Genomic DNA, 22,668 nt, shown 5'->3' on the forward strand with positions numbered 1-22,668 from the left:
AAAAAGCGGCAAATTTTACCGCTTCAAATTTACACGAGCTGTGCACCTTGTCCTTTTACGACCTCGCCAATAACGTATCCATCGGTATTTGCCAGCACGAAGTCTGCGTTTTCTTTCGGAGCTACGACGATCATGCCAATGCCCATATTAAACGTCCTCATCATCTCGGCAGGCTCTACCTTTTGCGCGACGATTTTAAAGATTTCGGGCGTGCGGATTGCGGCGTGTTCGATCTTTGCGCCTAGTCCCTCCGGAAATACGCGCGGCAGATTTTCCACGATGCCGCCGCCCGTGATGTGCGCGAGCGCGTGGATTTTGTCTTTTAAATTTAAAAAGTCGCCGACGTAAATCCTGGTCGGTTCCAAAAGCACATCGATGAGCGCGCGACCGTCCACTTTGTCGTCAAATTTTAGCCCCAGCTCGGCGATCACTTTGCGCGCGAGCGAGAAGCCGTTTGAGTGCAGGCCGCTGCTAGGAAGCGCGATGAGCACGTCGCCCTCACGGACGAATTTTGAGCGGTCGATCTCGTCCTCCTCGGCGATGCCCACGGCAAAGCCTGCAAGGTCGAAGTCGCCTTTCTCATACATCGAGGGCATCTCTGCCGTTTCGCCGCCGATCAGTGCACAGCGGGCGAGCTTGCAGCCCTCGGCGATGCTTTTTACGACCTCTTTGGCATCTGCGATCTCGAGCTTCGCCGTTGCGTAGTAGTCGAGAAAAAACAGCGGCTCGGCGAAGTTGCAGATGAGATCATTCACGCACATCGCGACGAGATCCTGCCCCACGCCGTCAAATTTACGCGCGTCTATCGCGAGTCGTAGCTTTGTGCCAACACCGTCGGTGGCGCCTAGGATCGCGGGCTTTTTGTAGCCTGCGGGCAGCCTCACCGCACCCGAAAATGAGCCAATACCGCCCAAAATGTGCGGAGTTTGCGTCGCTTTAACGAACGGTTTTATCGCGTTTACGAAGTCATTTCCTGCGTCTATATCGACGCCCGCGTCTTTGTAGCTTATCAAATTTTATCCTCCAAGATGGTATAATTTCGCAGATTTTAGCTAAAATCGAATAAAAACGCTATAAAGGCTCATCTTGAAATTTAAACACGCCGTCGTCATCACGGGCAGCATCGGTAGCGGCAAGAGCGCGGTTTGCGAGCTGCTTGCCGGGCTCGGATTTGAGATCATCGATGCCGATAAGATTTCGCATGACGTTTTGGATCGCTGCGCCGCGCAGGTGGCGGAAATTTTTGGCGCGCAATACGTCGTGCAAAAAGACGTACAGGCTGCAAATTTGAACCCCCAAGCGGAATTTAACGCTAGATCGGGCGAGGAAATTTCAGCTGCCCCTTGCACCTCGGTGGACCGAAAAAAGCTAGGCGAGCTGGTGTTTAAAAACCCTGCTGAGCTTGCAAAGCTAGAAGCGTTGCTGCATCCAAAGATAACGGCTGAAATTTTATTGCAGGCGCAGGCTTTGGAGGCAAAAGGAAGGCTTTATTTTGTCGATATTCCGCTATTTTTCGAGGGCAAGAGATATGAGTTTTTTGACAAAGTAGCGGTCGTTTATGCGCCTAAAGATACGCTGATCGCGCGCGTGATGAAGCGAAACGGGCTGGATCGTGCCGCCGCAAAACACCGCGTGGAGCTGCAAACGGACATAGAGCAAAAGCGCGCCATGGCGGATTTTGTGATAGACAATAGTGGCGATCTTGCCGCGCTTAAGGCCGCGGTGGAGAGATTTTTAAAAGAGCTAAAAGATAAAATTTAGCCCTTTGCGCGGTTGCGCAAAATTTCTACGTAAATTGAGATGAGTTGAAAATAAAGGAGAGGCGATGAGGATCGGTAGCTGTGCCCAAAGCGGCGCTAAATTTCAAAATTTTAAAAGCACGCCGCTTAAAGAGCGATTAAAATTTACGGCGCGAGCGGTTTTACTCTCCGCGCTGTTTGCGACGGGCGCTTCGGCGGAGATCGACGATCTAAGAAAGGGCTGCGCCGCGGGGAGCGAGATGGATTGTAAAAAACTAAGCCGCGTGATAAATGAGCTGCAGCGCGGCTGCGACGCTGGCGGCGAGGAAAACGCGCTGGATTGCGCAAATTTAGGCTATGCATACGACTCAAATAGAAGCTTCAGGCAGGCCGCACGCTATTACGACAGGGCGTGCAAGCTCGGCGAGCAGAAGGGCTGCGTCTATTTAGGGATGCTCTACAACGACGGGCAGGGGGTAACGCAGGATCGCAAGAGGGCGAATGAGCTTTTTAGCGATGCTTGTAAGAAAAGCAGCAGCGAGGGGTGCGCGAGCCTTGCATACAACTATAAAAAGGGGCTCGGCGTCTATCCAGACACGAAAATGGCGATCGAGCTTTTGATTAAGGCTTGCAAGATGGGGCAAGTAGAGGCGTGCCATAACCTAGGGCTTAGCTACGTTCTTGGCGAAGGCGTGAAAAAAGACGCGGACAGAGCCAGGATATTTTTTACGAGGGCTTGCGAGCAGGGACACGCGGATTCGTGCGTAAATTTGGGCGTTACGTATTTCAAAGGCGACGGCGGGCAAAAGGATCATGCGCTTGCTGCGAAGTATTTTAGCGAGGCGTGCGAGAAAAGCGATGAGCCGCTAGCCTGTTCAAATTTGGCGTATCAATACGAAAAGGGCTGGGGCGTAGCGAAAGATAAAAAGAGGGCGCGCGAGCTTTATGAAAAGGCTTGCAAGCTCGGAAGATTTGATGCTTGCGAGCATTTAGAGATTATGAGATGAGACTCTAACATCAAGCGCGAAAAACGCATAACAAAATGGGCTCACGAAAGAAGATACGTTAGTAAATTGAGTCTTAGTAAAGCCTAGGAATAAGCGATACGCTTAAATTTAGATATAAGTAAAATTTTAATAAAGCGTTAGTGAGCGTTAGTAATTTTAAAAATTTGCGAGGTAGATAATGAAAATTTCAAAATATAATGCGAGCGGAAATGATTTCGTAATATTTACGGATTCAGTTAAGGCGGATAGATCCAAGCTAGCGCGCGAGCTATGTGATAGGCGCGATGGAGTAGGCGCCGATGGGCTCATCGTTGTGTTGCCGAAATTTAACGGTATCGAGGGGATAAACTTTGAGTGGGAATTTTATAATAGCGACGGCAGTAGCGCCGATATGTGCGGCAACGGCTCGCGAGCGGTATGCATGTATGCGTATGAGAATTTTTTGGCCGCGCAGAGTATGAAATTTCTAAGCGGCGCAGGCGTAATTAGCGGCGAAATTTTCGGTATTTTCGGCGGAAATTTGAGCGAGAGCATGCGAGGCGAGCTACGCAATGTAAGCTTTGGCGAGATTTTCAATCTTCGCCCTAACGCTCACGCGTTAGTAGCTAACGTAGAGGTAATGTTAACTTGTCCTAAACGCCTAGGCGAAAGCTTTGAGGAGGCAGGACTAACGTGGTATTTTTATAACACAGGAGTGCCGCACTTAGTAACTTTCGTTAGCGATTTAAATGAGTTCGACGCCGCGCTAGCCCGCGATCTGCGTGAAAAGTATAACGCTAACGTTAATTATGCGTTAGTTCAAAGCCGCCTCGCAAGCAAAATTTTAAAGGTGCGCACCTTTGAGCGTGGCGTAGAAGCCGAAACTCTCGCATGCGGTACGGGGATGGCAGCATGCTTCATCGCAGGCGTCGAAAATATGGGGCTAGCTCCCGACATCCGCGTGATACCTGCAAGCGGTGAAACGCTAAATTTGCGCTTAGGGGATGGAGGCAAAATTTACTTTCGCGGCGACGTTAGGCATACTTTCGATGGCGAATTTATCGGATACGTGGAGTAGGCAGACGGAATTTCGAGCCGGTTTGCGCGAGAATCCGTGAAATTTTCGAGTGTAATTTATACAAAATTTCGCTTTTCGCTTCGTTTTATAAAATAATAGATTTGCAATACGACATTGGAATTTTAAAATTTTATGATGATGAAATTTTAAAATTTACAGGGCATGGTTTGCACGAGAATTTTAATTTTGAGGTAAAATTTGGCGCTTCACTGCAAATTTAATTCCAAATTTCGGAATTTTATGAAATAAAATTTTAAGATTTTAGCGTGCGGAATTTTGCTACTAAATTTAAAATTTTTGCTTGAATTTCATATTTGTATTGCATTAATTCGGGCTTTTGTGGAATTTAGCATTATAAATTTACGCTCTAGCCCGCTCGTTCGGTTTATAATTTTTGCTGCCACCGGAAAAAATCCGCCGTGTTCGCACAAGTGAAATTCCGTCGCATTTGCACGAGCGAAATCCGCCACTAATGGCAGAAAACGCGGTATCCAAGCGCAAATCCTCGCCGCGGGCAAAATCTGTCAGACGATAAAGGCTGGATTTATAGATGTGGCAATTCTTGAAGCGCGGTAGAATTTACTAACGACGATAAAAGCATAGTGTGGATACGGCGAAATTTAAATTTGCGCCCGCCGAATTCCGTCGCGCCGTCTTTTTGTCGTTTAAATTTTAAATTCCATCCGCGTCGGTTTGGCTGAAACTAGGCATAAAATCTGATGATTAACTCTCTGGCGAGCGCTAAAATCACGACGAAGATTGTAAATTTTAATAAAGATTTTTGTCGTATCGCGACAAGCATAACGATGCCAAATAAAACGAGCGCAATGTCTAAAAATGTATCTTTCATACGCTTAATTGAAATTTAATCAAAATACTAAGTATGATAAGAAGTATTATAAAGCGCAAGATTGATCGCATGGAGGATAGATCGCCAAATTCTTTGTCATATTCCTTTTTTACCTCCCACTCGGCTTTCCATGCGAACATTTTTACTATAAAATCCAGCATTTTCATCTCCTTTTTTTAAGGCGAGTCGCATAAAAATGAAATTTTGTCGCTCCACGTGAAATTAAAGAATTCTATCTAATTGGCGCTTAAAATTTTTAATTTTGGGCTATTTGTCGGCGTTTTGGACGAGCGCTTTTTCGTATTTTTCGATAAAGCTTCGCCCTGCCTCGCATAGGCGGTAGATGAAAATCTTCGACGCCTTGCCCGCGTCAAGCCCCGTATCCTTAATGCTTTCGCGCTGCAGATAGCCCCAGTTTTTATGAATTATGTCAAGAGTTGATTTGATCGATGTGTAGTTGCGCCCACTCGCAGCTGCGAATTCGTTCACGGCTCGCATAAACTCCGCATCGCTTTGCTTATTGCGACACAAAAGCCCATCTTCGCCTTGTGATTCGACCAGTTTTAGCGTTTCATAAATGAGTTTGTCTTTTAATTTGATCATCGGCTTTCCCTTGCGTAATTGATATGGGTTTGCCAAAATTATATCATAAAATTTATATTTTTATGATATGAAATATCAATAATTAGAAGCTAAGCACGAATTCATGAAACGGCACGACATCGCAGCGGATACCCTCAATCTCGAGCCTACCGGAGTTTGCCATAGAAACGACTTTTAAGCTCGTGATACCGAGTCTCTTGAGCGCGCTTAAGATTTTGCGGAATTTTAAAAAGATGATGTCTGCGTCGCTGAAAGGAATGACGAGAACCCCCATTTTTAGAGCAGGCAGGTAAAAATCCAGCTCTTTTGTGTAAAAAATCGGCGTATTTAGCCCCAAAAGCTCGCAAAAAAGGACGTTGGCAAATTTTTTCGAGAAGTCCTTTTTGCTTGTTAAAATTTCGCGCATATTAAAATGCGAAAAATATAGCTTTTTTGCGCGCGTAGGCTCGCCCGCTTTGCTTAAAAATCTGATGAAATTTTCTTGCTCAAGCTTGGCGATAGTGCCGTATACGGCGTCTTTGGATATTTTGATGCGCGGCTTTAGCGCGGTATAAATTTTATTTGCGCTAAATGCGGCGTGGACGAAGCATAGGCACTCTTTGAGGATTAAAATTTCCGTGCGGCTAAAGTTTGCCGCAAGCAGCCTCTGCTCGAATTCTAAAATTTCGGCAGGCGCTATGAAGGGGTTTTTTGCGCCGCCGCCTTGGGCTAAAAATGCCGAAATCATCGAGTTTATCTCGTTGTGGCGCTTGTCGAAGGCGATAAATTCTTCAAATGAAAGCGGCAAAAGCTCAAGCCGCTCAAAGCCCGGCAGGGCCAACTCTCTATCGCGAGTAGAGATGATAAAGCGCTTTAAATTTAGTCCCTCGGCGAAACTTTGAAGCGATGAAATTTCAAAATCGGCGCTACTGAAATTATCTAAAAAAAGAGATGAAATTTGCTCGTTGGTGGCTAAAAATTCTTTGATCTTGCGGAAGAAATTCTCGCTCCTGTTTTTTATGCCATCGGACTCCGCATTTTTTGCGTTGTTTAAGCCGTTTACGCTTTCATTTTTTGTATCTGTATTTTTTATGGCGGCGCAGTAAAATTCATCTATATCCGAAATATCTGCATCGAGCGTAGTTTCTTTGCTTATTTCATTCTCATTTACTTCGCTGCCGTTTATATTGTCTGCGCTATTTTTAACCGCAGCGATAGTGCCGCCCGCTACCATATCCTCAAGGCGTAGATCGGCTAAATTTAGATACAAAATTTCATCTTTCTTAAGTTCCGAAATTTCATTTTTCAGCACGGCGCTTTTGCCGGAATTTAGCACTCCGTAGATTATGGTTTTGGGAGAGTTTATACCTCTTTTGCGCGGAATAAAGCCCATAAATTCCGGCGGATTTTCGTAAAAAAATTTTAGATCATTCATGGCGAGTATTTTAAAATTTTCCTTATTAAAAGGAAATAAATCTGAAAAATCCTATGAAATTTTTATGTCTATTTCAAATTTATCTAAAATTTTTGTATTGAAAATTTCCGACACTCTAAAAAATTTTCGAAATTCTATATATTTTTCCTTATTAAAAGGAAATATTTCCATAAAATTTGGCTATTTTCTTGACAAAACCGGAGCGCTTTTATATAATGTGCGTCTTTTGTTTGAAACAAAGGGTCGCGCGTTGCGACAAGTTCTTTATTAAGGAAAAGTGATGCAAAAAATTAGGTTAAAACTCAAGGCTTATGACCATCGAGTTTTAGATCGCACAGTTTCGGCTATCGTTGAAGCCGTAAAAAGAACAGGTGCGGACGTCAGAGGTCCCGTGCCGATGCCTACGAAGATTAAACGCTACACCGTTTTAAGATCTCCGCACGTAAATAAAGACTCCAGAGAGCAGTTTGAGATGAAAATTCACGCTCGTATGCTAGACATCGTAGCGGCGACTCCGGACACGGTTGATTCGCTAACTAAGCTTGATTTGGCTCCGGAAGTCAATGTCGAAGTTCACGCGATGGGCAAATAAGGGGTAAAACAATGGAATATATCGTAGAAAAAATAGGTATGAGTAGGACGATCGACACGAGCAGCACGCCCGTGACGCTTTTGCGACTTATTAATACCAAAATTTGCGAAGTTTGCGATGAGAAAAAAGCTATCGTAGCCTACGCAGACGGCAAAGCATATAACAAAGCTATCGCCGGAATTCAAAAGAAATATAGCCTAAGCAAGGAATTTAATAAATTTACGACTCTAAGCTTAGAAAATGCCGAGCTTGGCGATCAAAATTTAGATGTTTTGAGCGGAGCTAAGATCGTAAAAGTAAGCTTCAGATCCAAGGGTAAAGGTTATCAGGGTGTCATTAAGCGCCATGGCTTTGCGGGCGGTCCTGCAGCGCACGGTAGCCGCTTCCACCGAAGGCCTGGTTCTATTGGCAACTGCGAGTGGCCGGGTCGCGTTCAGCCGGGTATGAGGATGGCGGGACACACTGGAAATGAAACGATCACCGCTAAAAACGAAGTCGTAAGCTTTGATGCCGAGAATAAAATTTTGGTGCTTAAAGGCTCGGTTCCTGGATTTAACGGCGCAATGGGCAGAATAAGGATAGTAAAATGAGTAAAGTAAGCGTGCTTAACGAAAAACTAGAAAAAGCAAGCGAAATTGAAATTCCTGTGAAATTTTCGGAAGTCAATTCGCACAATCTATATTTGTACGTCAAATCTTACCTTGCTTCGCTTCGCGCAAACACGGCGAAAGTAAAAACTCGCGCCGAGGTTAGCGGCGGCGGCAAAAAACCGTGGCGACAAAAGGGCCGCGGCGGTGCACGTGCGGGCTCAACCAGAACCAATGTCTGGGTAGGCGGCGCGGTCGCATTCGGTCCGACTAACGAGCGAAATTACGAGCAGAAGGTCAATAAAAAGCAAAAACGCCTTGCGCTGGAATTTGCTATCAATGAGAAAGCAAACGAGGGTAAAATTTTTATCTTCGATGATTTGGAGCTAAAAAGCGGCAAAACTAAAGACGCGGCAAATTTTATTAAGAAACTAGGCGTTAGAGATGCGCTAATCGTTAAAAACGAGCTGGACGCGCAAACTCTTTTGGCCTATAGAAATCTTAAGAATTGCTATGTCATCGATGCAAGCGAGGTCAATGCTTACCTAATCGCAGTTTACGGCTCGGTCGTATTCGAAAAAGCGGCATTTGAATCAATAGTGAAAGAGGACTAAAATGGCAGATATAACAGATATCAAAACGATCCTTTATACGGAAAAGTCTCTCGGTCTTCAAGAAAACGGCGTGGTCGTTATCCAAACTAGCCCGTCGGTTACGAAAAACGGACTAAAGAGCGTTTTAAAAAACTATTTCGGGATTACTCCTCTAAAGATAAATTCTTTAAGACAGGATGGCAAAGTAAAAAGATTTAAAGGCAGAACTGGCGCTAGAAACGATGTGAAAAAATTCTACGTCAAACTACCTGAAGGCGTAAGCCTAGAAAGCGTGGAGGCGTAAAATGGCGATTAAAACTTATAAACCGTATACTCCAAGTAGAAGATTTATGACAGGGCTTAGCAGCGAGGATATCACTGCAAAAGCTAGCGTTAGAGGCTTGCTCGTTAAAATTCCTGCCGCAGCCGGAAGGAACAATAACGGTCGCATTACCAGCCGCCATAAACAAGCAGGGGCTGCTAAACTTTATAGAATCATCGATTTTAAGCGAAATAAATTCGGCGTTGCTGGCAAGGTCGAGGCGATCGAATACGATCCGAATCGCAACTGCCGTATCGCGCTGATCTCATACGCAGACGGCGAGAAGCGCTACATTATCAAGCCTAACGATCTTAAAGTGGGCGACGTGGTAGCCGCTGCCGAGGGCGGATTAGATATTAAACCGGGCAACGCGATGAAGATGAAAAATATCCCTGTGGGAACCATCCTGCATAATATCGAGTTAAAACCGGGCAAAGGCGCTCAAATGGCACGTAGCGCAGGAGGTTATGCTCAGCTTATGGGTAAAGAGGAAAAATACGTCATTTTACGTCTGCCTAGCGGCGAGATGAGAAGAGTGCTCGCAGAGTGTATGGCCAGTATCGGCGTAGTGGGTAACGAAGAGTGGGCAAACGTTGTCATTGGTAAAGCCGGACGTAACCGCCACAGAGGTATCCGTCCTCAAACCAGAGGTTCTGCAATGAACCCGGTTGATCACCCACACGGCGGTGGCGAGGGTAAGAAAAACTCCGGCCGCCATCCGGTAACTCCGTGGGGCAAACCGACGAAGGGCTATAAAACTCGCCATAAAAAAGCGAGCGATAAGCTTATAATTTCAAGAAGGAAAGGAAAATAAAAATGGCTAGATCGCTAAAAAAAGGTCCTTTCGTAGATGATCACGTAATGAAAAAAGTCGTTGCGGCAAAGAAAGCCGGCGATAATAAACCGATCAAGACTTGGTCGAGACGAAGCACGATCGTGCCTGAGATGATCGGACTTACGTTTAACGTTCATAACGGAAAGAATTTTATCCCGGTTTACGTCACCGAGCATCATATTGGTTATAAATTAGGCGAGTTCGCTCCTACGCGCACTTTCAAAGGCCACAAAGGCTCCGTGCAGAAAAAGATCGGCAAGTAAGGATAGAATATGAGTAAATCAACTATTAAATTTGTTCGCCTTTCGCCGACAAAAACAAGACTTATCGCAAAACAAATTCAAGGCATGAATGCGGAATTTGCCCTTGCTACTTTGGAATTTACGCCTAATCGCGGCGCTAAATATATCGCTACGGCGATTTCAAGTGCGGTCGCAAACGGCGGCTTTGAGCCTGAAGAGGTCGTAGTTACCAGCTGCCGAGTGGATGTAGGTCCGGTGCTTAAGAGATTTCGTCCGCGCGCCAGAGGTACGGCTAGCCGTATCCGCAAGCCTACTTCGCACATTATCGTCGAAGTAGCAAAACCAAGTAAGAAGGAAGCGTAAATGGGACAGAAAGTAAATCCGATCGGTTTAAGATTAGGAATTAATCGAAATTGGGAGTCTAGATGGTTTCCTTCTAAAGCGACGCTTTCCGAGAGTATCGGCGAGGATTACAAGATCCGCAAATTTTTAAAAGCTAAGCTTTATTATGCGGGAATTAGCCAAATTTTGATCGAAAGAACGGCTAAGAAAATTCGCGTAACGATCGTAGCCGCAAGACCGGGTATTATCATCGGGAAAAAAGGCGGCGAGGTTGAAAATTTAAGAAGCGAAGTCGTTAAGCTAGTCAATAAAGACATAGCCATCAATATCAAAGAGGAGCGCAAAGTAGGCTCGAACGCACTTTTGGCTGCGGAAAACGTAGCCATGCAGTTGGAGCGCCGCGTTGCATTCCGCCGCGCTATGAAGAAAGTCATCCAAGGCGCTCAAAAAGCAGGCGCAAAGGGAATTAAAATTTGCGTCGCAGGTCGCTTAGGCGGCGCTGAGATGGCTAGAACCGAATGGTATTTGGAGGGACGCGTTCCGCTCCATACTCTAAGGGCTAGGATCGATTACGGCTTTGCCGAAGCACATACGACTTACGGTAATATCGGCATTAAGGTTTGGATCTTTAAGGGTGAAATTTTACAAAAAGGCATCCAGGCCGAAAAGACCGATGATGCGCCTAAAAAAACACGCAGACCAAGAAGAGGTAAATAGTTATGTTGATGCCAAAAAGAACAAAATACCGCAAGATGATGAAAGGTCGCAATCGCGGCTATGCGACGAGAGGGAATTCCTTGACGTTCGGCGATTTCGGTATCAAAGCGGTAGAGGCGGGTAGGGTAAATTCTCGCCAGATCGAAGCGGCTCGTGTCGCGATGACGCGCTTCGTGAATCGTCAAGCTAAAATTTGGATTAAGGTATTCCCAGACAAACCGCTTACCAAAAAACCTCTACAAACTCGTATGGGTAAGGGTAAGAGCGGCGTAGAAGAGTGGGTAATGAATATAAAACCGGGCAGGATCATTTTCGAGATGACCGGCGTTAGCGAAGAGGTTGCTAAAGAGGCGCTTATGCTTTCGATTCATAAACTACCTTTTAAAACGAAAATCGTAAGTAGGGAAAGCGAAAATGAAATATACTGATTTGAAAGATAAAGATTTGGCTGAGCTAAATTCTATGTTGAAACAAAGTAAGTTGCTTTTATTTACGGCTAGACAAAAGCTAAAAACTATGCAGCTAAGCAATCCTAACGAGATTCGCGCTATCAAAAAAGATATCGCTAGAATCAATACAGCTATTAAAGCGAAATAAGGATAGGTTATGGCATTTAAAAGAGAAATTCAAGGCGTAGTCGTAAAGAAGGCGGGCGATAAAACAGCTACCGTTTTGGTAGAGCGAAGGGTTATGCACCCTAGATATAGAAAGATCGTAAAAAGATTTAAAAAATATCTGATCCACGATGAAAACAACGTCGTAAAGATCGGCGATACCATATCTGCGATCGAGTGCAGACCGCTAAGCGCTAGAAAATCGTTTCGCTTAAAAGCGGTTTTGAAAACAGGAGTTGAATAATGATACAGAGTTTTACCAGACTTGCGGTGGCTGATAATAGCGGCGCAAAAGAACTTATGTGTATTAAAGTTTTGGGCGGAAGCAAAAGAAGATACGCCACAATCGGCGATATTATCGTTTGCTCTGTAAAAAAAGCGCTCCCTAACGGCAAGATTAAGCGCGGTCAAGTAGTAAAAGCCGTAGTCGTTCGTACGACTAAAGAGTTGCACAGAGGCAACGGCTCACTAATTAGATTCGATGAGAACGCAGCCGTTATTTTGGATTCAAAAAAAGAGCCGATCGGCACTCGTATTTTCGGTCCTATCGGTAGAGAGGTCAGATACGGCGGTTTTATGAAGATCGTTTCGCTGGCTCCGGAGGTTTTATAATGGCAGTAAAATTTAAGATTAAAAAGGGCGATCAAGTAAAGATCATCGCAGGTGACGATAAGGGCAAAACAGGCACCGTTAAGGCCGTGTTTCCTAAAAAAGCTCAAGTTATCGTCGAGGGTTGTAAAATGGCTAAAAAGGCTATCAAACCAACCGAGCAAAATCCACAAGGCGGCTTTACGAGCAAAGAGATGCCGATGGATATTTCAAACGTTGCGTTGGTAGAGGGTTGATTATGAGCAGACTAAAAGATAAATACGCTAATTCCATCAGAGCTGCTTTGCAGAAAGAATTTGATATAAAAAATCCTATGCTTATCCCGGCGCTTGAAAAGATCGTTATCAGCGTAGGAACTGGGGAATCAAGCAAAGATCAAAAGGTGCTTCAAAATATGGCCGACACTATCTCGCTGATCGCAGGCCAAAAAGCGCTTATCGTCAATGCAAAAAAATCGGTCGCAGGCTTTAAAGTTCGCGAAGGTTTTCCGGTGGGCATAATGGTTACGTTACGAAAAGAGCAGATGTTTGCCTTCCTAGACAAACTGATCTCTATCGCGCTTCCTAGAGTTAAGGATTTCCGAGGACTACCTAGAACGGGCTTTGACGGACGCGGCAATTATAACTTCGGTTTGCAAGAGCAGCTGATGTTCCCTGAGGTCGAATACGATCAAATTTTAAGAACTCACGGTATGAATATAACCGTCGTAACGACTACAAATAACGATAAAGAGGCATTTAAATTGCTAGAGCTATTCGGCATGCCTTTTGCAAAAGGAAAATGATATGGCAAAAAAATCAATGGTAGCCAAGGCGAAACGCCCCGCTAAATTTAGCACTCGCGCATATACCAGATGTCAAATTTGCGGTCGTCCGCACTCCGTTTATAAGGATTTTGGAATTTGTCGCGTTTGCCTTCGCAAGATGGCAAACGAGGGCTTGATCCCAGGTCTAAAAAAAGCAAGCTGGTAAGGAGAAGAGATGATTAACGATCTTATTTCAGATGGACTAACTCGCATCAGAAATGCTGCGATGCGAAGGCTAGATACTACTAAGCTTTTTCACTCAAATGTAGTCGAGGCTATGCTTAAAATTTTAGCCGAGAAGGGCTATATCGAGAGCTACAACGTAGTAGAGGAAAACAATAAAAAGATCATCAACGTAGTGCTTAAATACGACGAAAAGGGCAGGAGCGTGATAAACGAAGTTAAAAGAATTTCGACTCCGGGTCGCCGCGTATATCAGGGCAAAGACGAGATCAAGCGCTTCAAAAACGGCTACGGAACCGTCGTCGTTAGCACAAGCAAAGGCGTTATGAGCGGTATCGACGCACACAAGGCCGGCGTCGGCGGCGAAGTGCTTTGCACGATCTGGTAAGAAGTTTCTACTTTTTATGGCATTGTGGTATCCATTCGTAAAAGTAGACATACCCTAGACAAATAAAAAGGAAAATTATGTCAAGAATTGGTAAAAAACCGATCTCTATTCCAAACGGAGTTGAGGTCAAAATCGACGGCTCGTCGTTAAAATTTAAAAAATCGAATAACGAAAAAGAGCTTGATTTAAAAGGTCATGTCGATGTAAAAATCGAAGACGGAAAGATAGAATTCTCACCTAAGGGTGAGGATAGGCAGAGCAGGGCATATTGGGGAACATACCGCGCTTTAGCCAACAATATCGTCCTTGGTCTTACCGAGGGCTTTTCAAAACAGCTCGAAATCAACGGCGTCGGCTATAGGGCTGCGATGAAAGGCAAGGTGCTTGAGCTAAATTTGGGCTTTTCGCATCCGATAAATTTTGAATCTCCAAAGGGAATCGAAATTTCCGTAGATAAAAACGTCGTAACCATCAAAGGCGACGACAAGCAGCAAGTAGGTCAAGTGGCAGCCGAGATTAGAGGATTCAGACCGCCTGAGCCATATAAAGGCAAGGGTATTAAGTATCTTGAAGAGCGCATTATCCGCAAAGCCGGAAAAACAGCTAAGAAATAAGGGTTGAGAAATGACACAGAACGTATTAAAAAGAAAGATCTCTTTACGAATCAAGAGAAAAAGAAGAATTCGCGCTAAAATTTCAGGCGTCGCATCTTGCCCTAGAATTTCTATTTTCAAATCCAATAGAACCGTCTACGCTCAGGCTATCGACGATGTAGCGAGCGTGACTTTGTGCGCCAGCAGCGGTAAGGTTTTAAATTTAAAGGCGAACAAAGAGGGCGCGGCTAGCTTAGCTAAAGATTTAGCCTCCAAGTTAAAAGATAAAGGCATTTCTGAAGCGATTTTCGATCGCAATGGCTATTTGTATCATGGCGTAATCGCAAGCTTTGCCGAGTCGCTACGCCAAAACGGCATCAAACTATAACCCAAAGGAATGATTGTGGAAAAGTATAATAGAGAAGAATTCGAAGAGGTAATCGTCAATATCGGTAGGGTTACGAAGGTCGTTAAGGGCGGTAGAAGGTTCAGATTTACCGCGCTCGTAGTGGTAGGCAATAGAAACGGTCTAGTAGGCTTTGGCTTCGGCAAATCCAAAGAGGTTCCTGACGCGATTAAAAAGGCGGTAGACGATGCGTTTAAAAATATCATCAAGGTAAATTTAAACGGCTCTACCATCACTCACGATATCGAAGTTAAATACAATGCGAGCAAAATTTTACTTAAGCCGGCGAGCGAAGGTACCGGCGTTATCGCAGGCGGCTCCGTGCGCCCGGTTTTAGAGCTTGCAGGCATTAGGGATATCCTAACCAAGTCGCTAGGCTCTAACAACGCATCCAACGTCGTAAGGGCTACTATGAAAGCTCTTAGTATCTTAAAACACTAGAAGGATAAAAGATGGGATTAGAAAATCTTAAAAAAGCCCCAGGCTCGACTCACGCTACTAAGCGCTTGGGTCGCGGTCAAGGAAGCGGCCTAGGTAAAACTGCGGGTCGCGGCGGCAAGGGTCAGACCGCACGTACCGGCTCTCACGAAAAAAGAGGCTTCGAGGGCGGTCAGCAGCCGATTCAACGAAGGCTTCCAAAGGTAGGTTTTACTTCTAAATTTGAAAAACCTTACGTGATTAATGTCGATAAAATCGAAGCTATCAAAGATCTTAGCGAGATTACGATTGAAAGCATCAAATCCGTTCATAAAATTTCAAACTCCGTTAAAAAGATCAAGCTGATCGGCGTAGGCGCAAAAGCGCTCGCTAGCAAGATCAAAGACGAGAACGTAAAATTTAGCGGACAAAAATAATGAATAAATCGCTACGCAACAAAATTCTCATCACTCTAGGCTTTCTTTTTGCCTATAGGTTGCTAGCTTACGTGCCGGTTCCGGGAGTGGACGTTGAGGTTATAAAGCAATTTTTTCAAAGCAATAGCAACAACGCTTTTGGAATGTTTAATATGTTTAGCGGTAACGCGGCGGAGCGATTCAGCGTTATCTCGCTAGGCATTATGCCTTATATTACCGCTTCGATCATTATGGAGCTGCTCGCCGCAACCTTTCCAAATTTAGGCAAACTCAAAAAAGAGCGCGACGGTATGCAGAAATATATGCAGATCATCCGATACGCTACAATCGCAATCGCTATGGTTCAATCCATCGGTGTTAGCATCGGCTTGCAGGGCATCCACGGACAGACCGGAGCGCCTGCGATAATGGCCGAAAATACCAACGAGTTTGTTTTCATCTCGTGCATTTCGATGCTGGCAGGCACCATGCTTTTGATGTGGATCGGCGAGCAGATTACGCAGCGCGGCGTTGGTAACGGCACCAGCCTTATTATCTTTGCAGGTATCGTAAGCGCCATCCCTAGAGCGATCGGAAGTACCGTAAATTTAGTAAATACCGGCGAAATGAACGTTTTAAAGCTAATCGCGATCGTGCTAATTATCCTGGCTACTATCGGGGCAATTTTATATGTGGAGCTAGGTGAACGCAGAATTCCAGTATCGTTTTCGCGCAAGGTATTGATGGCGAATCAAAACAAGCGCATTATGAACTATGTGCCGATCAAGCTAAATTTAAGCGGCGTCATTCCGCCTATTTTTGCAAGCGCGATTTTGATGTTTCCGACTACAATTTTACAAGCAAGCACCAATCCGATCATCCAAAAGATCCACGATTTCCTAAGCCCTAGCAATTACTTCTTTAACTTTTTGACCTTTGTGTTGGTTATATTTTTTGCGTATTTTTATGCGTCAATCGCTTTTAATTCCAAGGACATTAGTGAAAATTTAAAGAAGCAGGGCGGATTTATCCCGGGTATTCGTCCGGGTGAAGGAACGGCGAGCTTTTTAAACGAAGTTGCTAGCCGTCTTACGTTTTGGGGTTCGATCTATCTCGGGCTAGTAACCGTCATCCCGTGGCTGCTCGTTAAATTTATGGGCGTGCCGTTTTATTTCGGCGGAACTAGCGTGCTGATCGTCGTCTCCGTCGCTCTTGATACGATGAGGCGCATCGAAGCGCAGATCTATATGAACAAATATCAGACTCTAAGTGCGGTCGGGCTATAAATGGCGATTTTGCTTAAAACAAAAAAAGATTTAGAGGGGCTTCGTGCGGCGAACAGGATCGTCGCGCAAGCTCTCGATTACGCAGCTTCATTTATAAAACCGGGTCTTAGCCTACTCGAAGTCGATAAAAAGATCGACGATTTCATCACATCCAAGGGTGCGTATCCCGCTTTTAAAGGGCTATACGGCTTTCCAAACGCCGCCTGCCTCTCGCTAAACGAAGTCATCATCCATGGCATTCCCGATGAGACGATCTTGCAAGAGGGCGATATCTTAGGCGTCGATCTGGGCTCGAAGCTAAACGGATATTTCGGCGACAGCGCACGCACCCTGCCCGTCGGTAAAATTTCAAAAGCCGACGAGGAGCTTATCGCATGCAGCAAGGACACGCTGGAGTTTGCCATCAAAACGATCAGGGTAGGGATGCACTTCAAAGAGCTAAGCTTCGAGATCGAGAAATTTATCCGCGCACGCGGCTTCGTGCCGCTGTATGGCTTCTGCGGTCACGGCATCGGCAAGCACCCGCACGAAGAGCCTGAGATCCCAAACTATCTGGAGGGCAACAATCCAAAATCGGGCCCCAAAATCAAAAACGGCATGGTTTTTTGCATCGAGCCGATGATCTGCCAAAAGGACGGCACGCCGGTCATCGCCGAGGATAAATGGAGCACGAGAAGCAAGGATGGGCTCCGCACTAGCCACTATGAGCACTGCATGGCGGTTTTCGACGGTAAGGTAGAAGTTCTAAGCGTCGCGTAGATTTCGCACAAAAGGCGACTTGGACTAGTTAAAATTTTACACTTTTGCCAAGGCGAAATTCCGCCCGCGATTAGATTTCGACAATTTTACATCGCTCGTGTCTTGGAATTTTACCTCAGCCGCTTCATGCATAAATTTTTGTCCGAAGACCTTTCAAAGCTTATCGCGACGGTTCGTAGCCTGGACGTAAATTTTAAAAAATATCGCGTCGCGGTCGCTTCATCTGCTCTAGCCTCATAGCCGGCTTTATGAGGCATGCAAGCGTTATAAAACGCGCCATTTGCCGCGCATCTTATTAAAATTTTTGCCCAAGCGTTTTGACCGCGGCAATATTGCTTTGAAATTTTAATTAGCTAAATTTTTTGAAATTACGTTTTAATAATTTTATCCCAGAGCTTCTGTCTCATAACCTCACTCATAAATCCGCTTTCAATTAAAATTTAGCCTCAAAATTCTGTCGTCCAATTACAAACTCCCCGTATCTTTAAAATTTAGCCGCAAAATTTGAAGCGTAAAGGCGCGCAAGTAAGCGAGCTCAAAGCTTTAAGCGGCTAAGATTGCGCCTTGATTTTAAAGCGAAAATATGTCGCGCTACGCAGAGTGCGCGTCATCGTGTCTTTGTAAAGCTAAGGAAGATGAAATGAGAGAAAAATTTTATGTAGCGCTAGCAAATATAGGCGGGATTATGGCGCGGACGAAAGCGGGTAGGCTTATAGCGTGCTTGCTTATAAAAATCGACCGCGGCTTTTTTGCCGCGCTTCGCGAGCGTCCCGTATGGAGGGTGTTTTGGCTTAGCACGGCGCTATGCTTGCTTGCGTGCTGGGCTAAGATACATTATCAGATCAATGGGTATCATTTTTCGCATGTATTTAAAGGCTTTTCTGCGGTGCTCATCATAAATTTACTCATCTTTCACCTTTGCTATCTGCTTAGCGGCCGATTTTTTAAGCTCGTTTCGTTCGTGTTACTAGCGCTAATTGCGCTAATTGCGAGTGTGGCTTTATTTTTGATCGTAAATTTCGACTCAAGCTTCAACGTCGTGGCGATCGACGCGCTTGTGCATACCGATGCAGCAGAGACGCGTGAGTTTGTTTTGCAGTTTCTTAACCCTGCGACGATTTTGTATCTAGCGGTGCTGCTTGGCTGCATCTTTGCAGCGCTAAGAACGGGGCGGAGAAAGTGGGAGCAAACGCATAGCCGCCTAGGATTGCTGCTAGCAGCGCTTTATCTTATCTACGGGGCGATCTTTTGCGCGGATATCGCCGCTAAAGCTTCCCAGGGCAAGCAGGGCTATATAACCAAACTATCGCAATACGTCCCGCTGGAGTTTGCCTTTACGATAAAAGACTATCTTAGCGATAAAAATTTCATCACCGATATGCGCGAAGTGCAGCTCGGATATGACGAGGCCAAGCGCGCGAACGAAAGCATTTTAAATGGCGGCGGAAATTCAGATCCGCAAGGCGCCGCCTCGGGCTCCGCGTCTGAAAATTCCGCTCCCGCATCAAGCGTCCAGGCGCAAAATTCCGGCGCAAATTTAAATTCTACGTCCGCCCCGGGCGCTGAGCCGCAGAGCTGGGGCAAGACTTTAAATTCTACGCCGCAAAGCCCCAGCGCGATTTCAAATTCCAAAACCACTGACGCTACTACAAACCCCGCCTCGCAAAAGTCTCGCGTCAAAAATATCATCCTAATAATAGGCGAGAGCTTGCAGCGCGGGCATATGTCGCTCTACGGCTACGGCGTTAAAAATACGCCGCTTTTGGAGGGTCTCGAAGCAAGTGGCAATCTGATAAAATTTAGCGATACAATCTCGCCTTACGGCACGACTAATCAGGTGCTGATGCGGCTTTTAAATTTCAGCGATTACGAAAGCGAGCGCAAAAGGGCGTGGTTTCGCAACCTTAGCATCATTGATATGTTTAAGCTAAGTGGCTACCGCACCTTTTGGATCAGCAATCAAGAGGCTTTCGGCGCGCATGCGCTAAGTGCCAAAAGCGCTGCCGATCGCGCGGACGCTGAATCTTTCCTTTCAAAGAGCAATCTTTATGAAACCGTTCGCATCAAACCTGACGGAGTGCTGCTTCCGCTCATAAATCAGGCGAAAGCGGGGCAGAGCGAGCGAAATTTCTATGTGATCCATCTCATCGGCAGCCATATGGATTACAGCCTGCGCTATCCCGAGGGATTCGGCAAGTTTAGCGCGGCGGACATAAAGGCAAAACTTACTTCCAAGCAGAAAGATGTTGTCGCGTATTACGATAACAGCGTGCTTTACAACGATTTCGTCATAAATGAAATTTTTAAAATTTTCTCCGGCGACGACAGTCTCATCGTCTATCTTAGCGATCACGGAGAGAATTTATACGAAAATGGACGCCTTGGGCATGGCATGGAGAGCCGCTTTACTTACGAAATTCCGCTAATTTTCATAGGCTCTCGCGAGTTTTTGAGCGATCACGCTAAGCTATGGCAGAGGCTAGCTGCGGCGAAAGACAAGCCTTTTATGAGCGATGATTTAGCGCATCTGCTAGCAGATATCATCGGTGTCGCGCCACTTGAGTTTGACGAGCACAAAAGCCCGATACGATCGGATTTCAATGCCTCTCGCAAGCGAATTGCTAACGGAGTCGATTATGACGAGAAATTAAAAAACGCAAAGGGCTACGAGCTCGAATAACGGGCGGATTGCGCTTTATCTACACATATTGCGCTATACAAGCGGCGGGTCTCAAAATTTCAAAGAGCTTAATGCTCGATCCGAAAAGACAAGTTCGGCGCAAAGTCTATAAAATTTCATATAAAATTTAGAAATTTAGATAAAATTTCAAAAAATCTACGCCAAGGAGCTCAAATGAAAGAGATCTATCCGAGCGGCTTCGCGCCGAAAAAGGCGCATTATGCGCCGGGCATCTTAGACGACGACGGCACGCTCTATGTCTCGGGGCAGCTAAGCGTGGATCCACGCACGGGAGCCGCTCCAGATGGTCTTGCTGCGCAGACCGCGCAGGCCCTAAGCAACGTCGCGGCAGTGCTGGCCGCCGCGGGCGCAGATAAAAACGACGTGCGGATGTGTCGCGTCTATACGCCTGACGTCGCGAACTGGGACGTGATCGACGAGCAGTACGCGCTGTTTTTCGGCGCGCACAAGCCCGCTCGCGTCGTAGTGCCGACTACGGCTCTACACTTCGGCTGCCTCGTAGAGATTGAGGCCGTCGCAAAAATCAAAGAGAAAAAATAGGAGCGAAAATGAGCGATTTCATCTGCACTGGCTGCGGCAAGCACGCGCCCATCGATACTTTGAGCTATAAATGCGACTGCGGCGGGCTGTATAAGCTAAACTCCGATGCGCCTAAATTTAACCCCGCGCTCGTAGATCAAAGCGAGTTTAGCATCTTTAGATACCGCAGGTTTATGGGTATCGATACGGCGAAATTTAGAGGAATTTCGATGGGCGAGGGGCTCACGGCGAGCGTAAAATTCGGCGAAAATCTCTATCTCAAGCTCGATTACGCGATGCCTACGCTTTCGTTCAAAGACCGCGGTGCGGCGGTTTTGGTGCTGCACGCCAAAAATATCGGCGTAAAAAAGGTGCTACAAGACTCCAGCGGCAACGCAGGCAACGCCGTGGCAGCGTACTGCGCTCGTGCGGGCATCGAATGCGAAATTTACGTCCCTAAAGGCACATCGCCTAAAAAGATCGATATGATCAAAAGCCACGGCGCGCATGTCACGGTCTTTGACGGTAGCCGCGACGAGACGGCGGACGCGTGCCGCAAAAAGGCTGCGGATGAGCAAATTTATTACGCCAACCACGTTTATAATCCGATCTTTTACGAGGGCACGAAGAGCTACGTTTATGAGATCTACGAGCAGCTGGGCAGGGTGCCGCGCAATATCTTTATCCCCGTAGGCAACGGTACGCTACTGCTGGGCGCTCAAGCGGCGCTGGGCGAGCTATATGAGGGCGGTCTTATCGAGGCACTGCCAAAAATTTTCATCGTTCAGGGCGAGCATTGCGCTCCGCTTTTCGGCGCTAAAGGTGCGGCGCGAGCGATAGAGCCGCAGCCGACGCTAGCGGAGGGCATCGCGATCGCAAGACCGATGCGCGCGAGCGAAATTCTCGGCTCTAGTTACGCGGGCGAGCGCGAGGTGATCTTAGCGAGCGAGAGCGACATACTGCCTGCCAGAGCGGCGCTTGCGCGCGGCGGATTTTACGTCGAGCACACGACCGCGGCTACCTACGCGGCGTATCTGCGCTACAAAGAAAGCCACGATCTACAAGGAGATAGGATCATCCCGCTTTGCGGCGCGGGGCTGAAGAGCGATCATTAAATTTAAGTGCCAGACGGATTTGTGCGGCTAGCTAGCGGTGAGGAATTTTAAATTTTCGCCGCTTTAAATTTAGCGGATTTAAGAGCCCATATTTTTGTGGAATGTTTAAAATTTATGACGCGTAGGTTTTTAAATTTAAACTTGTACTGAAGCGCGGAGATGTCTTTGCTTGAATATGATGTGGGTGATACGACGCATTTTATGGGCGACTTTGCTGCTGGTGGAATTTGTAAAATTTTATCTACCGATAACCGGGCGGTCGCTCTTTAAATTTGAAATTACGGTCAAAATTTTATAAAAACCAATCTGCAAGGTGCGGCGCTATCTACCCATTTCGTTTATAAAATTTAGCCATTTTTATCGCTCTTGGTGAGAGAGCTTCTGTGTAGAGATTAAATTTTTGCGCGGTTATTTTGAATTTTCTTTAGCGATGCGCGTAAATTTAAGCACAAATTCGCTTTTCGCCGCAGTATAGGCGTCGCGGTCAAACTCATAGCGCTTGCAAAGCTCTAATTTAAGCGCCTCGTACTGCGCGGCGATATCCGCATTCGCCCGCAAAAAATCTCTAAAAAATATCTCATCTGTATCGCCGAAATTTCGCAGATGCACGTGAAAAACGCGCTCGGCAAACCCCGCTTCGGTGTAGCCTTTATTTAGGCTGCAGCGGCTCCCCTTTTCGCTCATTAGCAGATAGCCCGCCTCTATCAAGCGCTGTTTGGCGGCGGCAATATCTGAGCATTCGATCAAAATATCTACGATCGGCTTCGCCCAGATCCCGCTTACCGCGGTGCTGCCGATATGGTGGATCTTGATCTCGCCATGATCTCGCAGCAGCCTGCGCAGAATTTCGCGCTCCTGCCTAAAGTATTCGCTCCAGCGCGGATCGTGCGGCACGAGACGTATCGGAAAGAGCCGCCACAGCTCTTGCAGGCTCATCGAAAGGAGTTTATTGCTCAT

The 22,668-nt window shown here is 46.1% G+C and carries 31 protein-coding genes and 1 pseudogene; 28 read left to right on the forward strand and 4 right to left on the reverse strand.

Translation table 11 applies throughout. The features are described 5' to 3' along the window. Positions 1-29: 29 nt before the first annotated feature. Positions 30-1,013, reverse strand: a complete 984-nt coding sequence (purM, locus tag Q0537_RS06030; RefSeq protein ID WP_299226027.1) for a phosphoribosylformylglycinamidine cyclo-ligase — start codon at positions 1,011-1,013, stop codon at positions 30-32. 70 nt (positions 1,014-1,083) lie between these two features. Here purM and coaE point away from each other — a divergent pair, with 70 nt between their 5' ends. From coaE to dapF, 3 genes are all read left to right on the forward strand, one after another. Further along, positions 1,084-1,761 carry a dephospho-CoA kinase gene (coaE, locus tag Q0537_RS06035; RefSeq protein ID WP_299226167.1) on the forward strand — a complete coding sequence of 226 codons (678 nt, stop codon included), beginning with the start codon at positions 1,084-1,086 and terminating at the stop codon, positions 1,759-1,761. A 64-nt stretch (positions 1,762-1,825) separates the two neighbouring features. After that, positions 1,826-2,746: a tetratricopeptide repeat protein gene (locus Q0537_RS06040; RefSeq protein ID WP_299226030.1), complete on the forward strand. Its 921-nt coding sequence runs from the start codon at positions 1,826-1,828 to the stop codon at positions 2,744-2,746. Positions 2,747-2,924: 178 nt separating this feature from the next. Continuing rightward, positions 2,925-3,803, forward strand: a complete 879-nt coding sequence (gene dapF / locus Q0537_RS06045) for a diaminopimelate epimerase (RefSeq protein ID WP_299226033.1) — start codon at positions 2,925-2,927, stop codon at positions 3,801-3,803. A 1,117-nt stretch (positions 3,804-4,920) separates the two neighbouring features. Here the strand turns inward: dapF and Q0537_RS06050 are convergent. Both Q0537_RS06050 and Q0537_RS06055 read right to left on the reverse strand, forming a co-directional pair. Then, the gene (locus Q0537_RS06050) at positions 4,921-5,256 is read right to left on the reverse strand and encodes a hypothetical protein (protein WP_299226036.1); all 336 of its coding nucleotides are present in this window, start codon (positions 5,254-5,256) and stop codon (positions 4,921-4,923) included. Positions 5,257-5,338: 82 nt separating this feature from the next. After that, positions 5,339-6,670, reverse strand: coding sequence for a hypothetical protein (locus Q0537_RS06055; RefSeq protein WP_299226039.1), 1,332 nt, complete (start codon positions 6,668-6,670; stop codon positions 5,339-5,341). A gap of 280 nt (positions 6,671-6,950) precedes the next feature. Between Q0537_RS06055 and rpsJ the strand changes: the two genes are divergently transcribed. The 25 genes and pseudogenes from rpsJ (at position 6,951) to Q0537_RS06180 (ending at position 21,711) form a co-directional block, all read left to right on the forward strand. Then, positions 6,951-7,262: a 30S ribosomal protein S10 gene (rpsJ, locus tag Q0537_RS06060; protein WP_005869011.1), complete on the forward strand. Its 312-nt coding sequence runs from the start codon at positions 6,951-6,953 to the stop codon at positions 7,260-7,262. 11 nt (positions 7,263-7,273) lie between these two features. Continuing rightward, positions 7,274-7,852: a 50S ribosomal protein L3 gene (gene rplC, locus Q0537_RS06065; RefSeq protein ID WP_299226043.1), complete on the forward strand. Its 579-nt coding sequence runs from the start codon at positions 7,274-7,276 to the stop codon at positions 7,850-7,852. Then, positions 7,849-8,463: a 50S ribosomal protein L4 gene (gene rplD / locus Q0537_RS06070; protein WP_299226046.1), complete on the forward strand. Its 615-nt coding sequence runs from the start codon at positions 7,849-7,851 to the stop codon at positions 8,461-8,463. The genes rplC and rplD overlap by 4 nt, the downstream gene beginning before the upstream one ends. Position 8,464: 1 nt before the next feature. Beyond that, on the forward strand, positions 8,465-8,746 hold the full coding sequence (locus tag Q0537_RS06075) for a 50S ribosomal protein L23 (RefSeq protein WP_298028398.1): 282 nt from the start codon (positions 8,465-8,467) through the stop codon (positions 8,744-8,746). A gap of 1 nt (position 8,747) precedes the next feature. Beyond that, a complete protein-coding gene (rplB, locus tag Q0537_RS06080; RefSeq protein WP_297897660.1) occupies positions 8,748-9,578 on the forward strand; it encodes a 50S ribosomal protein L2 in 831 nt (276 codons plus the stop codon). A gap of 2 nt (positions 9,579-9,580) precedes the next feature. Next, positions 9,581-9,862, forward strand: a complete 282-nt coding sequence (rpsS, locus tag Q0537_RS06085) for a 30S ribosomal protein S19 (RefSeq protein WP_005869002.1) — start codon at positions 9,581-9,583, stop codon at positions 9,860-9,862. A 9-nt stretch (positions 9,863-9,871) separates the two neighbouring features. Further along, positions 9,872-10,183, forward strand: a pseudogene (gene rplV, locus Q0537_RS06090) (50S ribosomal protein L22); the annotation flags it as partial. 21 nt (positions 10,184-10,204) lie between these two features. Beyond that, positions 10,205-10,900 (forward strand): 30S ribosomal protein S3, encoded by a 696-nt coding sequence (gene rpsC / locus Q0537_RS06095; protein ID WP_005868997.1) that lies wholly within the window; start codon positions 10,205-10,207, stop codon positions 10,898-10,900. Between the two features lie 2 nt (positions 10,901-10,902). Beyond that, the gene (rplP, locus tag Q0537_RS06100; protein WP_005868996.1) at positions 10,903-11,328 is read left to right on the forward strand and encodes a 50S ribosomal protein L16; all 426 of its coding nucleotides are present in this window, start codon (positions 10,903-10,905) and stop codon (positions 11,326-11,328) included. Beyond that, the gene (rpmC, locus tag Q0537_RS06105) at positions 11,315-11,497 is read left to right on the forward strand and encodes a 50S ribosomal protein L29 (protein ID WP_005868995.1); all 183 of its coding nucleotides are present in this window, start codon (positions 11,315-11,317) and stop codon (positions 11,495-11,497) included. The genes rplP and rpmC overlap by 14 nt, the downstream gene beginning before the upstream one ends. Before the next feature lie 9 nt (positions 11,498-11,506). Continuing rightward, the gene (gene rpsQ, locus Q0537_RS06110) at positions 11,507-11,758 is read left to right on the forward strand and encodes a 30S ribosomal protein S17 (protein ID WP_005868994.1); all 252 of its coding nucleotides are present in this window, start codon (positions 11,507-11,509) and stop codon (positions 11,756-11,758) included. Then, positions 11,758-12,126 carry a 50S ribosomal protein L14 gene (rplN, locus tag Q0537_RS06115; protein ID WP_005868993.1) on the forward strand — a complete coding sequence of 123 codons (369 nt, stop codon included), beginning with the start codon at positions 11,758-11,760 and terminating at the stop codon, positions 12,124-12,126. The genes rpsQ and rplN overlap by 1 nt, the downstream gene beginning before the upstream one ends. Further along, positions 12,126-12,359, forward strand: coding sequence for a 50S ribosomal protein L24 (gene rplX, locus Q0537_RS06120; protein WP_005868992.1), 234 nt, complete (start codon positions 12,126-12,128; stop codon positions 12,357-12,359). The genes rplN and rplX overlap by 1 nt, the downstream gene beginning before the upstream one ends. A gap of 2 nt (positions 12,360-12,361) precedes the next feature. Next, entirely contained in the window at positions 12,362-12,907 is a 546-nt protein-coding gene (rplE, locus tag Q0537_RS06125; protein WP_291938590.1) for a 50S ribosomal protein L5, read from the forward strand. Position 12,908: 1 nt separating this feature from the next. After that, positions 12,909-13,094, forward strand: coding sequence for a type Z 30S ribosomal protein S14 (locus Q0537_RS06130; RefSeq protein WP_005868990.1), 186 nt, complete (start codon positions 12,909-12,911; stop codon positions 13,092-13,094). A 9-nt stretch (positions 13,095-13,103) separates the two neighbouring features. After that, positions 13,104-13,499: a 30S ribosomal protein S8 gene (gene rpsH / locus Q0537_RS06135; protein WP_005868989.1), complete on the forward strand. Its 396-nt coding sequence runs from the start codon at positions 13,104-13,106 to the stop codon at positions 13,497-13,499. Positions 13,500-13,576: 77 nt separating this feature from the next. Next, on the forward strand, positions 13,577-14,113 hold the full coding sequence (gene rplF / locus Q0537_RS06140) for a 50S ribosomal protein L6 (RefSeq protein WP_298028400.1): 537 nt from the start codon (positions 13,577-13,579) through the stop codon (positions 14,111-14,113). Between the two features lie 10 nt (positions 14,114-14,123). Further along, a complete protein-coding gene (gene rplR, locus Q0537_RS06145) occupies positions 14,124-14,480 on the forward strand; it encodes a 50S ribosomal protein L18 (protein ID WP_299226050.1) in 357 nt (118 codons plus the stop codon). A gap of 15 nt (positions 14,481-14,495) precedes the next feature. After that, positions 14,496-14,939, forward strand: a complete 444-nt coding sequence (gene rpsE / locus Q0537_RS06150) for a 30S ribosomal protein S5 (protein WP_298704410.1) — start codon at positions 14,496-14,498, stop codon at positions 14,937-14,939. Between the two features lie 11 nt (positions 14,940-14,950). Further along, positions 14,951-15,352 carry a 50S ribosomal protein L15 gene (gene rplO / locus Q0537_RS06155; RefSeq protein WP_297944102.1) on the forward strand — a complete coding sequence of 134 codons (402 nt, stop codon included), beginning with the start codon at positions 14,951-14,953 and terminating at the stop codon, positions 15,350-15,352. Further along, positions 15,352-16,617 carry a preprotein translocase subunit SecY gene (secY, locus tag Q0537_RS06160; RefSeq protein ID WP_297944103.1) on the forward strand — a complete coding sequence of 422 codons (1,266 nt, stop codon included), beginning with the start codon at positions 15,352-15,354 and terminating at the stop codon, positions 16,615-16,617. Before rplO ends, secY begins: the two co-directional genes overlap by 1 nt. Then, complete coding sequence (map, locus tag Q0537_RS06165) at positions 16,618-17,376, forward strand: type I methionyl aminopeptidase (RefSeq protein WP_291938575.1); 759 nt, start codon at positions 16,618-16,620, stop codon at positions 17,374-17,376. A 640-nt stretch (positions 17,377-18,016) separates the two neighbouring features. Then, positions 18,017-20,056, forward strand: a complete 2,040-nt coding sequence (locus tag Q0537_RS06170; RefSeq protein WP_299226057.1) for a sulfatase-like hydrolase/transferase — start codon at positions 18,017-18,019, stop codon at positions 20,054-20,056. Between the two features lie 174 nt (positions 20,057-20,230). Then, positions 20,231-20,617 carry a RidA family protein gene (locus Q0537_RS06175; RefSeq protein WP_299226060.1) on the forward strand — a complete coding sequence of 129 codons (387 nt, stop codon included), beginning with the start codon at positions 20,231-20,233 and terminating at the stop codon, positions 20,615-20,617. A gap of 8 nt (positions 20,618-20,625) precedes the next feature. Continuing rightward, complete coding sequence (locus tag Q0537_RS06180; protein WP_299226063.1) at positions 20,626-21,711, forward strand: threonine synthase; 1,086 nt, start codon at positions 20,626-20,628, stop codon at positions 21,709-21,711. A gap of 408 nt (positions 21,712-22,119) precedes the next feature. Here the strand turns inward: Q0537_RS06180 and Q0537_RS06185 are convergent, their stop codons facing one another. Beyond that, positions 22,120-22,668 (reverse strand): GrpB family protein, encoded by a 549-nt coding sequence (locus tag Q0537_RS06185; protein WP_299226067.1) that lies wholly within the window; start codon positions 22,666-22,668, stop codon positions 22,120-22,122.

Origin of the sequence: uncultured Campylobacter sp. (assembly GCF_938017775.1) — a bacterium.
Lineage (GTDB): Bacteria > Campylobacterota > Campylobacteria > Campylobacterales > Campylobacteraceae > Campylobacter_B.

Coding starts and splice junctions, on each gene's coding strand:
- Q0537_RS06040 (WP_299226030.1), top strand. CDS start 1,826: ATGAGGATCGGTAGCTGTGCCCAAAGCGGCGCTAAATTTCAAAATTTT.
- dapF (WP_299226033.1), top strand. CDS start 2,925: ATGAAAATTTCAAAATATAATGCGAGCGGAAATGATTTCGTAATATTT.
- Q0537_RS06050 (WP_299226036.1), bottom strand. CDS start 5,256: ATGATCAAATTAAAAGACAAACTCATTTATGAAACGCTAAAACTGGTC.
- Q0537_RS06055 (WP_299226039.1), bottom strand. CDS start 6,670: ATGAATGATCTAAAATTTTTTTACGAAAATCCGCCGGAATTTATGGGC.
- rpsJ (WP_005869011.1), top strand. CDS start 6,951: ATGCAAAAAATTAGGTTAAAACTCAAGGCTTATGACCATCGAGTTTTA.
- rplC (WP_299226043.1), top strand. CDS start 7,274: ATGGAATATATCGTAGAAAAAATAGGTATGAGTAGGACGATCGACACG.
- rplD (WP_299226046.1), top strand. CDS start 7,849: ATGAGTAAAGTAAGCGTGCTTAACGAAAAACTAGAAAAAGCAAGCGAA.
- Q0537_RS06075 (WP_298028398.1), top strand. CDS start 8,465: ATGGCAGATATAACAGATATCAAAACGATCCTTTATACGGAAAAGTCT.
- rplB (WP_297897660.1), top strand. CDS start 8,748: ATGGCGATTAAAACTTATAAACCGTATACTCCAAGTAGAAGATTTATG.
- rpsS (WP_005869002.1), top strand. CDS start 9,581: ATGGCTAGATCGCTAAAAAAAGGTCCTTTCGTAGATGATCACGTAATG.
- rpsC (WP_005868997.1), top strand. CDS start 10,205: ATGGGACAGAAAGTAAATCCGATCGGTTTAAGATTAGGAATTAATCGA.
- rplP (WP_005868996.1), top strand. CDS start 10,903: ATGTTGATGCCAAAAAGAACAAAATACCGCAAGATGATGAAAGGTCGC.
- rpmC (WP_005868995.1), top strand. CDS start 11,315: ATGAAATATACTGATTTGAAAGATAAAGATTTGGCTGAGCTAAATTCT.
- rpsQ (WP_005868994.1), top strand. CDS start 11,507: ATGGCATTTAAAAGAGAAATTCAAGGCGTAGTCGTAAAGAAGGCGGGC.
- rplN (WP_005868993.1), top strand. CDS start 11,758: ATGATACAGAGTTTTACCAGACTTGCGGTGGCTGATAATAGCGGCGCA.
- rplX (WP_005868992.1), top strand. CDS start 12,126: ATGGCAGTAAAATTTAAGATTAAAAAGGGCGATCAAGTAAAGATCATC.
- rplE (WP_291938590.1), top strand. CDS start 12,362: ATGAGCAGACTAAAAGATAAATACGCTAATTCCATCAGAGCTGCTTTG.
- Q0537_RS06130 (WP_005868990.1), top strand. CDS start 12,909: ATGGCAAAAAAATCAATGGTAGCCAAGGCGAAACGCCCCGCTAAATTT.
- rpsH (WP_005868989.1), top strand. CDS start 13,104: ATGATTAACGATCTTATTTCAGATGGACTAACTCGCATCAGAAATGCT.
- rplF (WP_298028400.1), top strand. CDS start 13,577: ATGTCAAGAATTGGTAAAAAACCGATCTCTATTCCAAACGGAGTTGAG.
- rplR (WP_299226050.1), top strand. CDS start 14,124: ATGACACAGAACGTATTAAAAAGAAAGATCTCTTTACGAATCAAGAGA.
- rplO (WP_297944102.1), top strand. CDS start 14,951: ATGGGATTAGAAAATCTTAAAAAAGCCCCAGGCTCGACTCACGCTACT.
- secY (WP_297944103.1), top strand. CDS start 15,352: ATGAATAAATCGCTACGCAACAAAATTCTCATCACTCTAGGCTTTCTT.
- map (WP_291938575.1), top strand. CDS start 16,618: ATGGCGATTTTGCTTAAAACAAAAAAAGATTTAGAGGGGCTTCGTGCG.
- Q0537_RS06170 (WP_299226057.1), top strand. CDS start 18,017: ATGAGAGAAAAATTTTATGTAGCGCTAGCAAATATAGGCGGGATTATG.
- Q0537_RS06175 (WP_299226060.1), top strand. CDS start 20,231: ATGAAAGAGATCTATCCGAGCGGCTTCGCGCCGAAAAAGGCGCATTAT.
- Q0537_RS06180 (WP_299226063.1), top strand. CDS start 20,626: ATGAGCGATTTCATCTGCACTGGCTGCGGCAAGCACGCGCCCATCGAT.
- Q0537_RS06185 (WP_299226067.1), bottom strand. CDS start 22,668: ATGAGCAATAAACTCCTTTCGATGAGCCTGCAAGAGCTGTGGCGGCTC.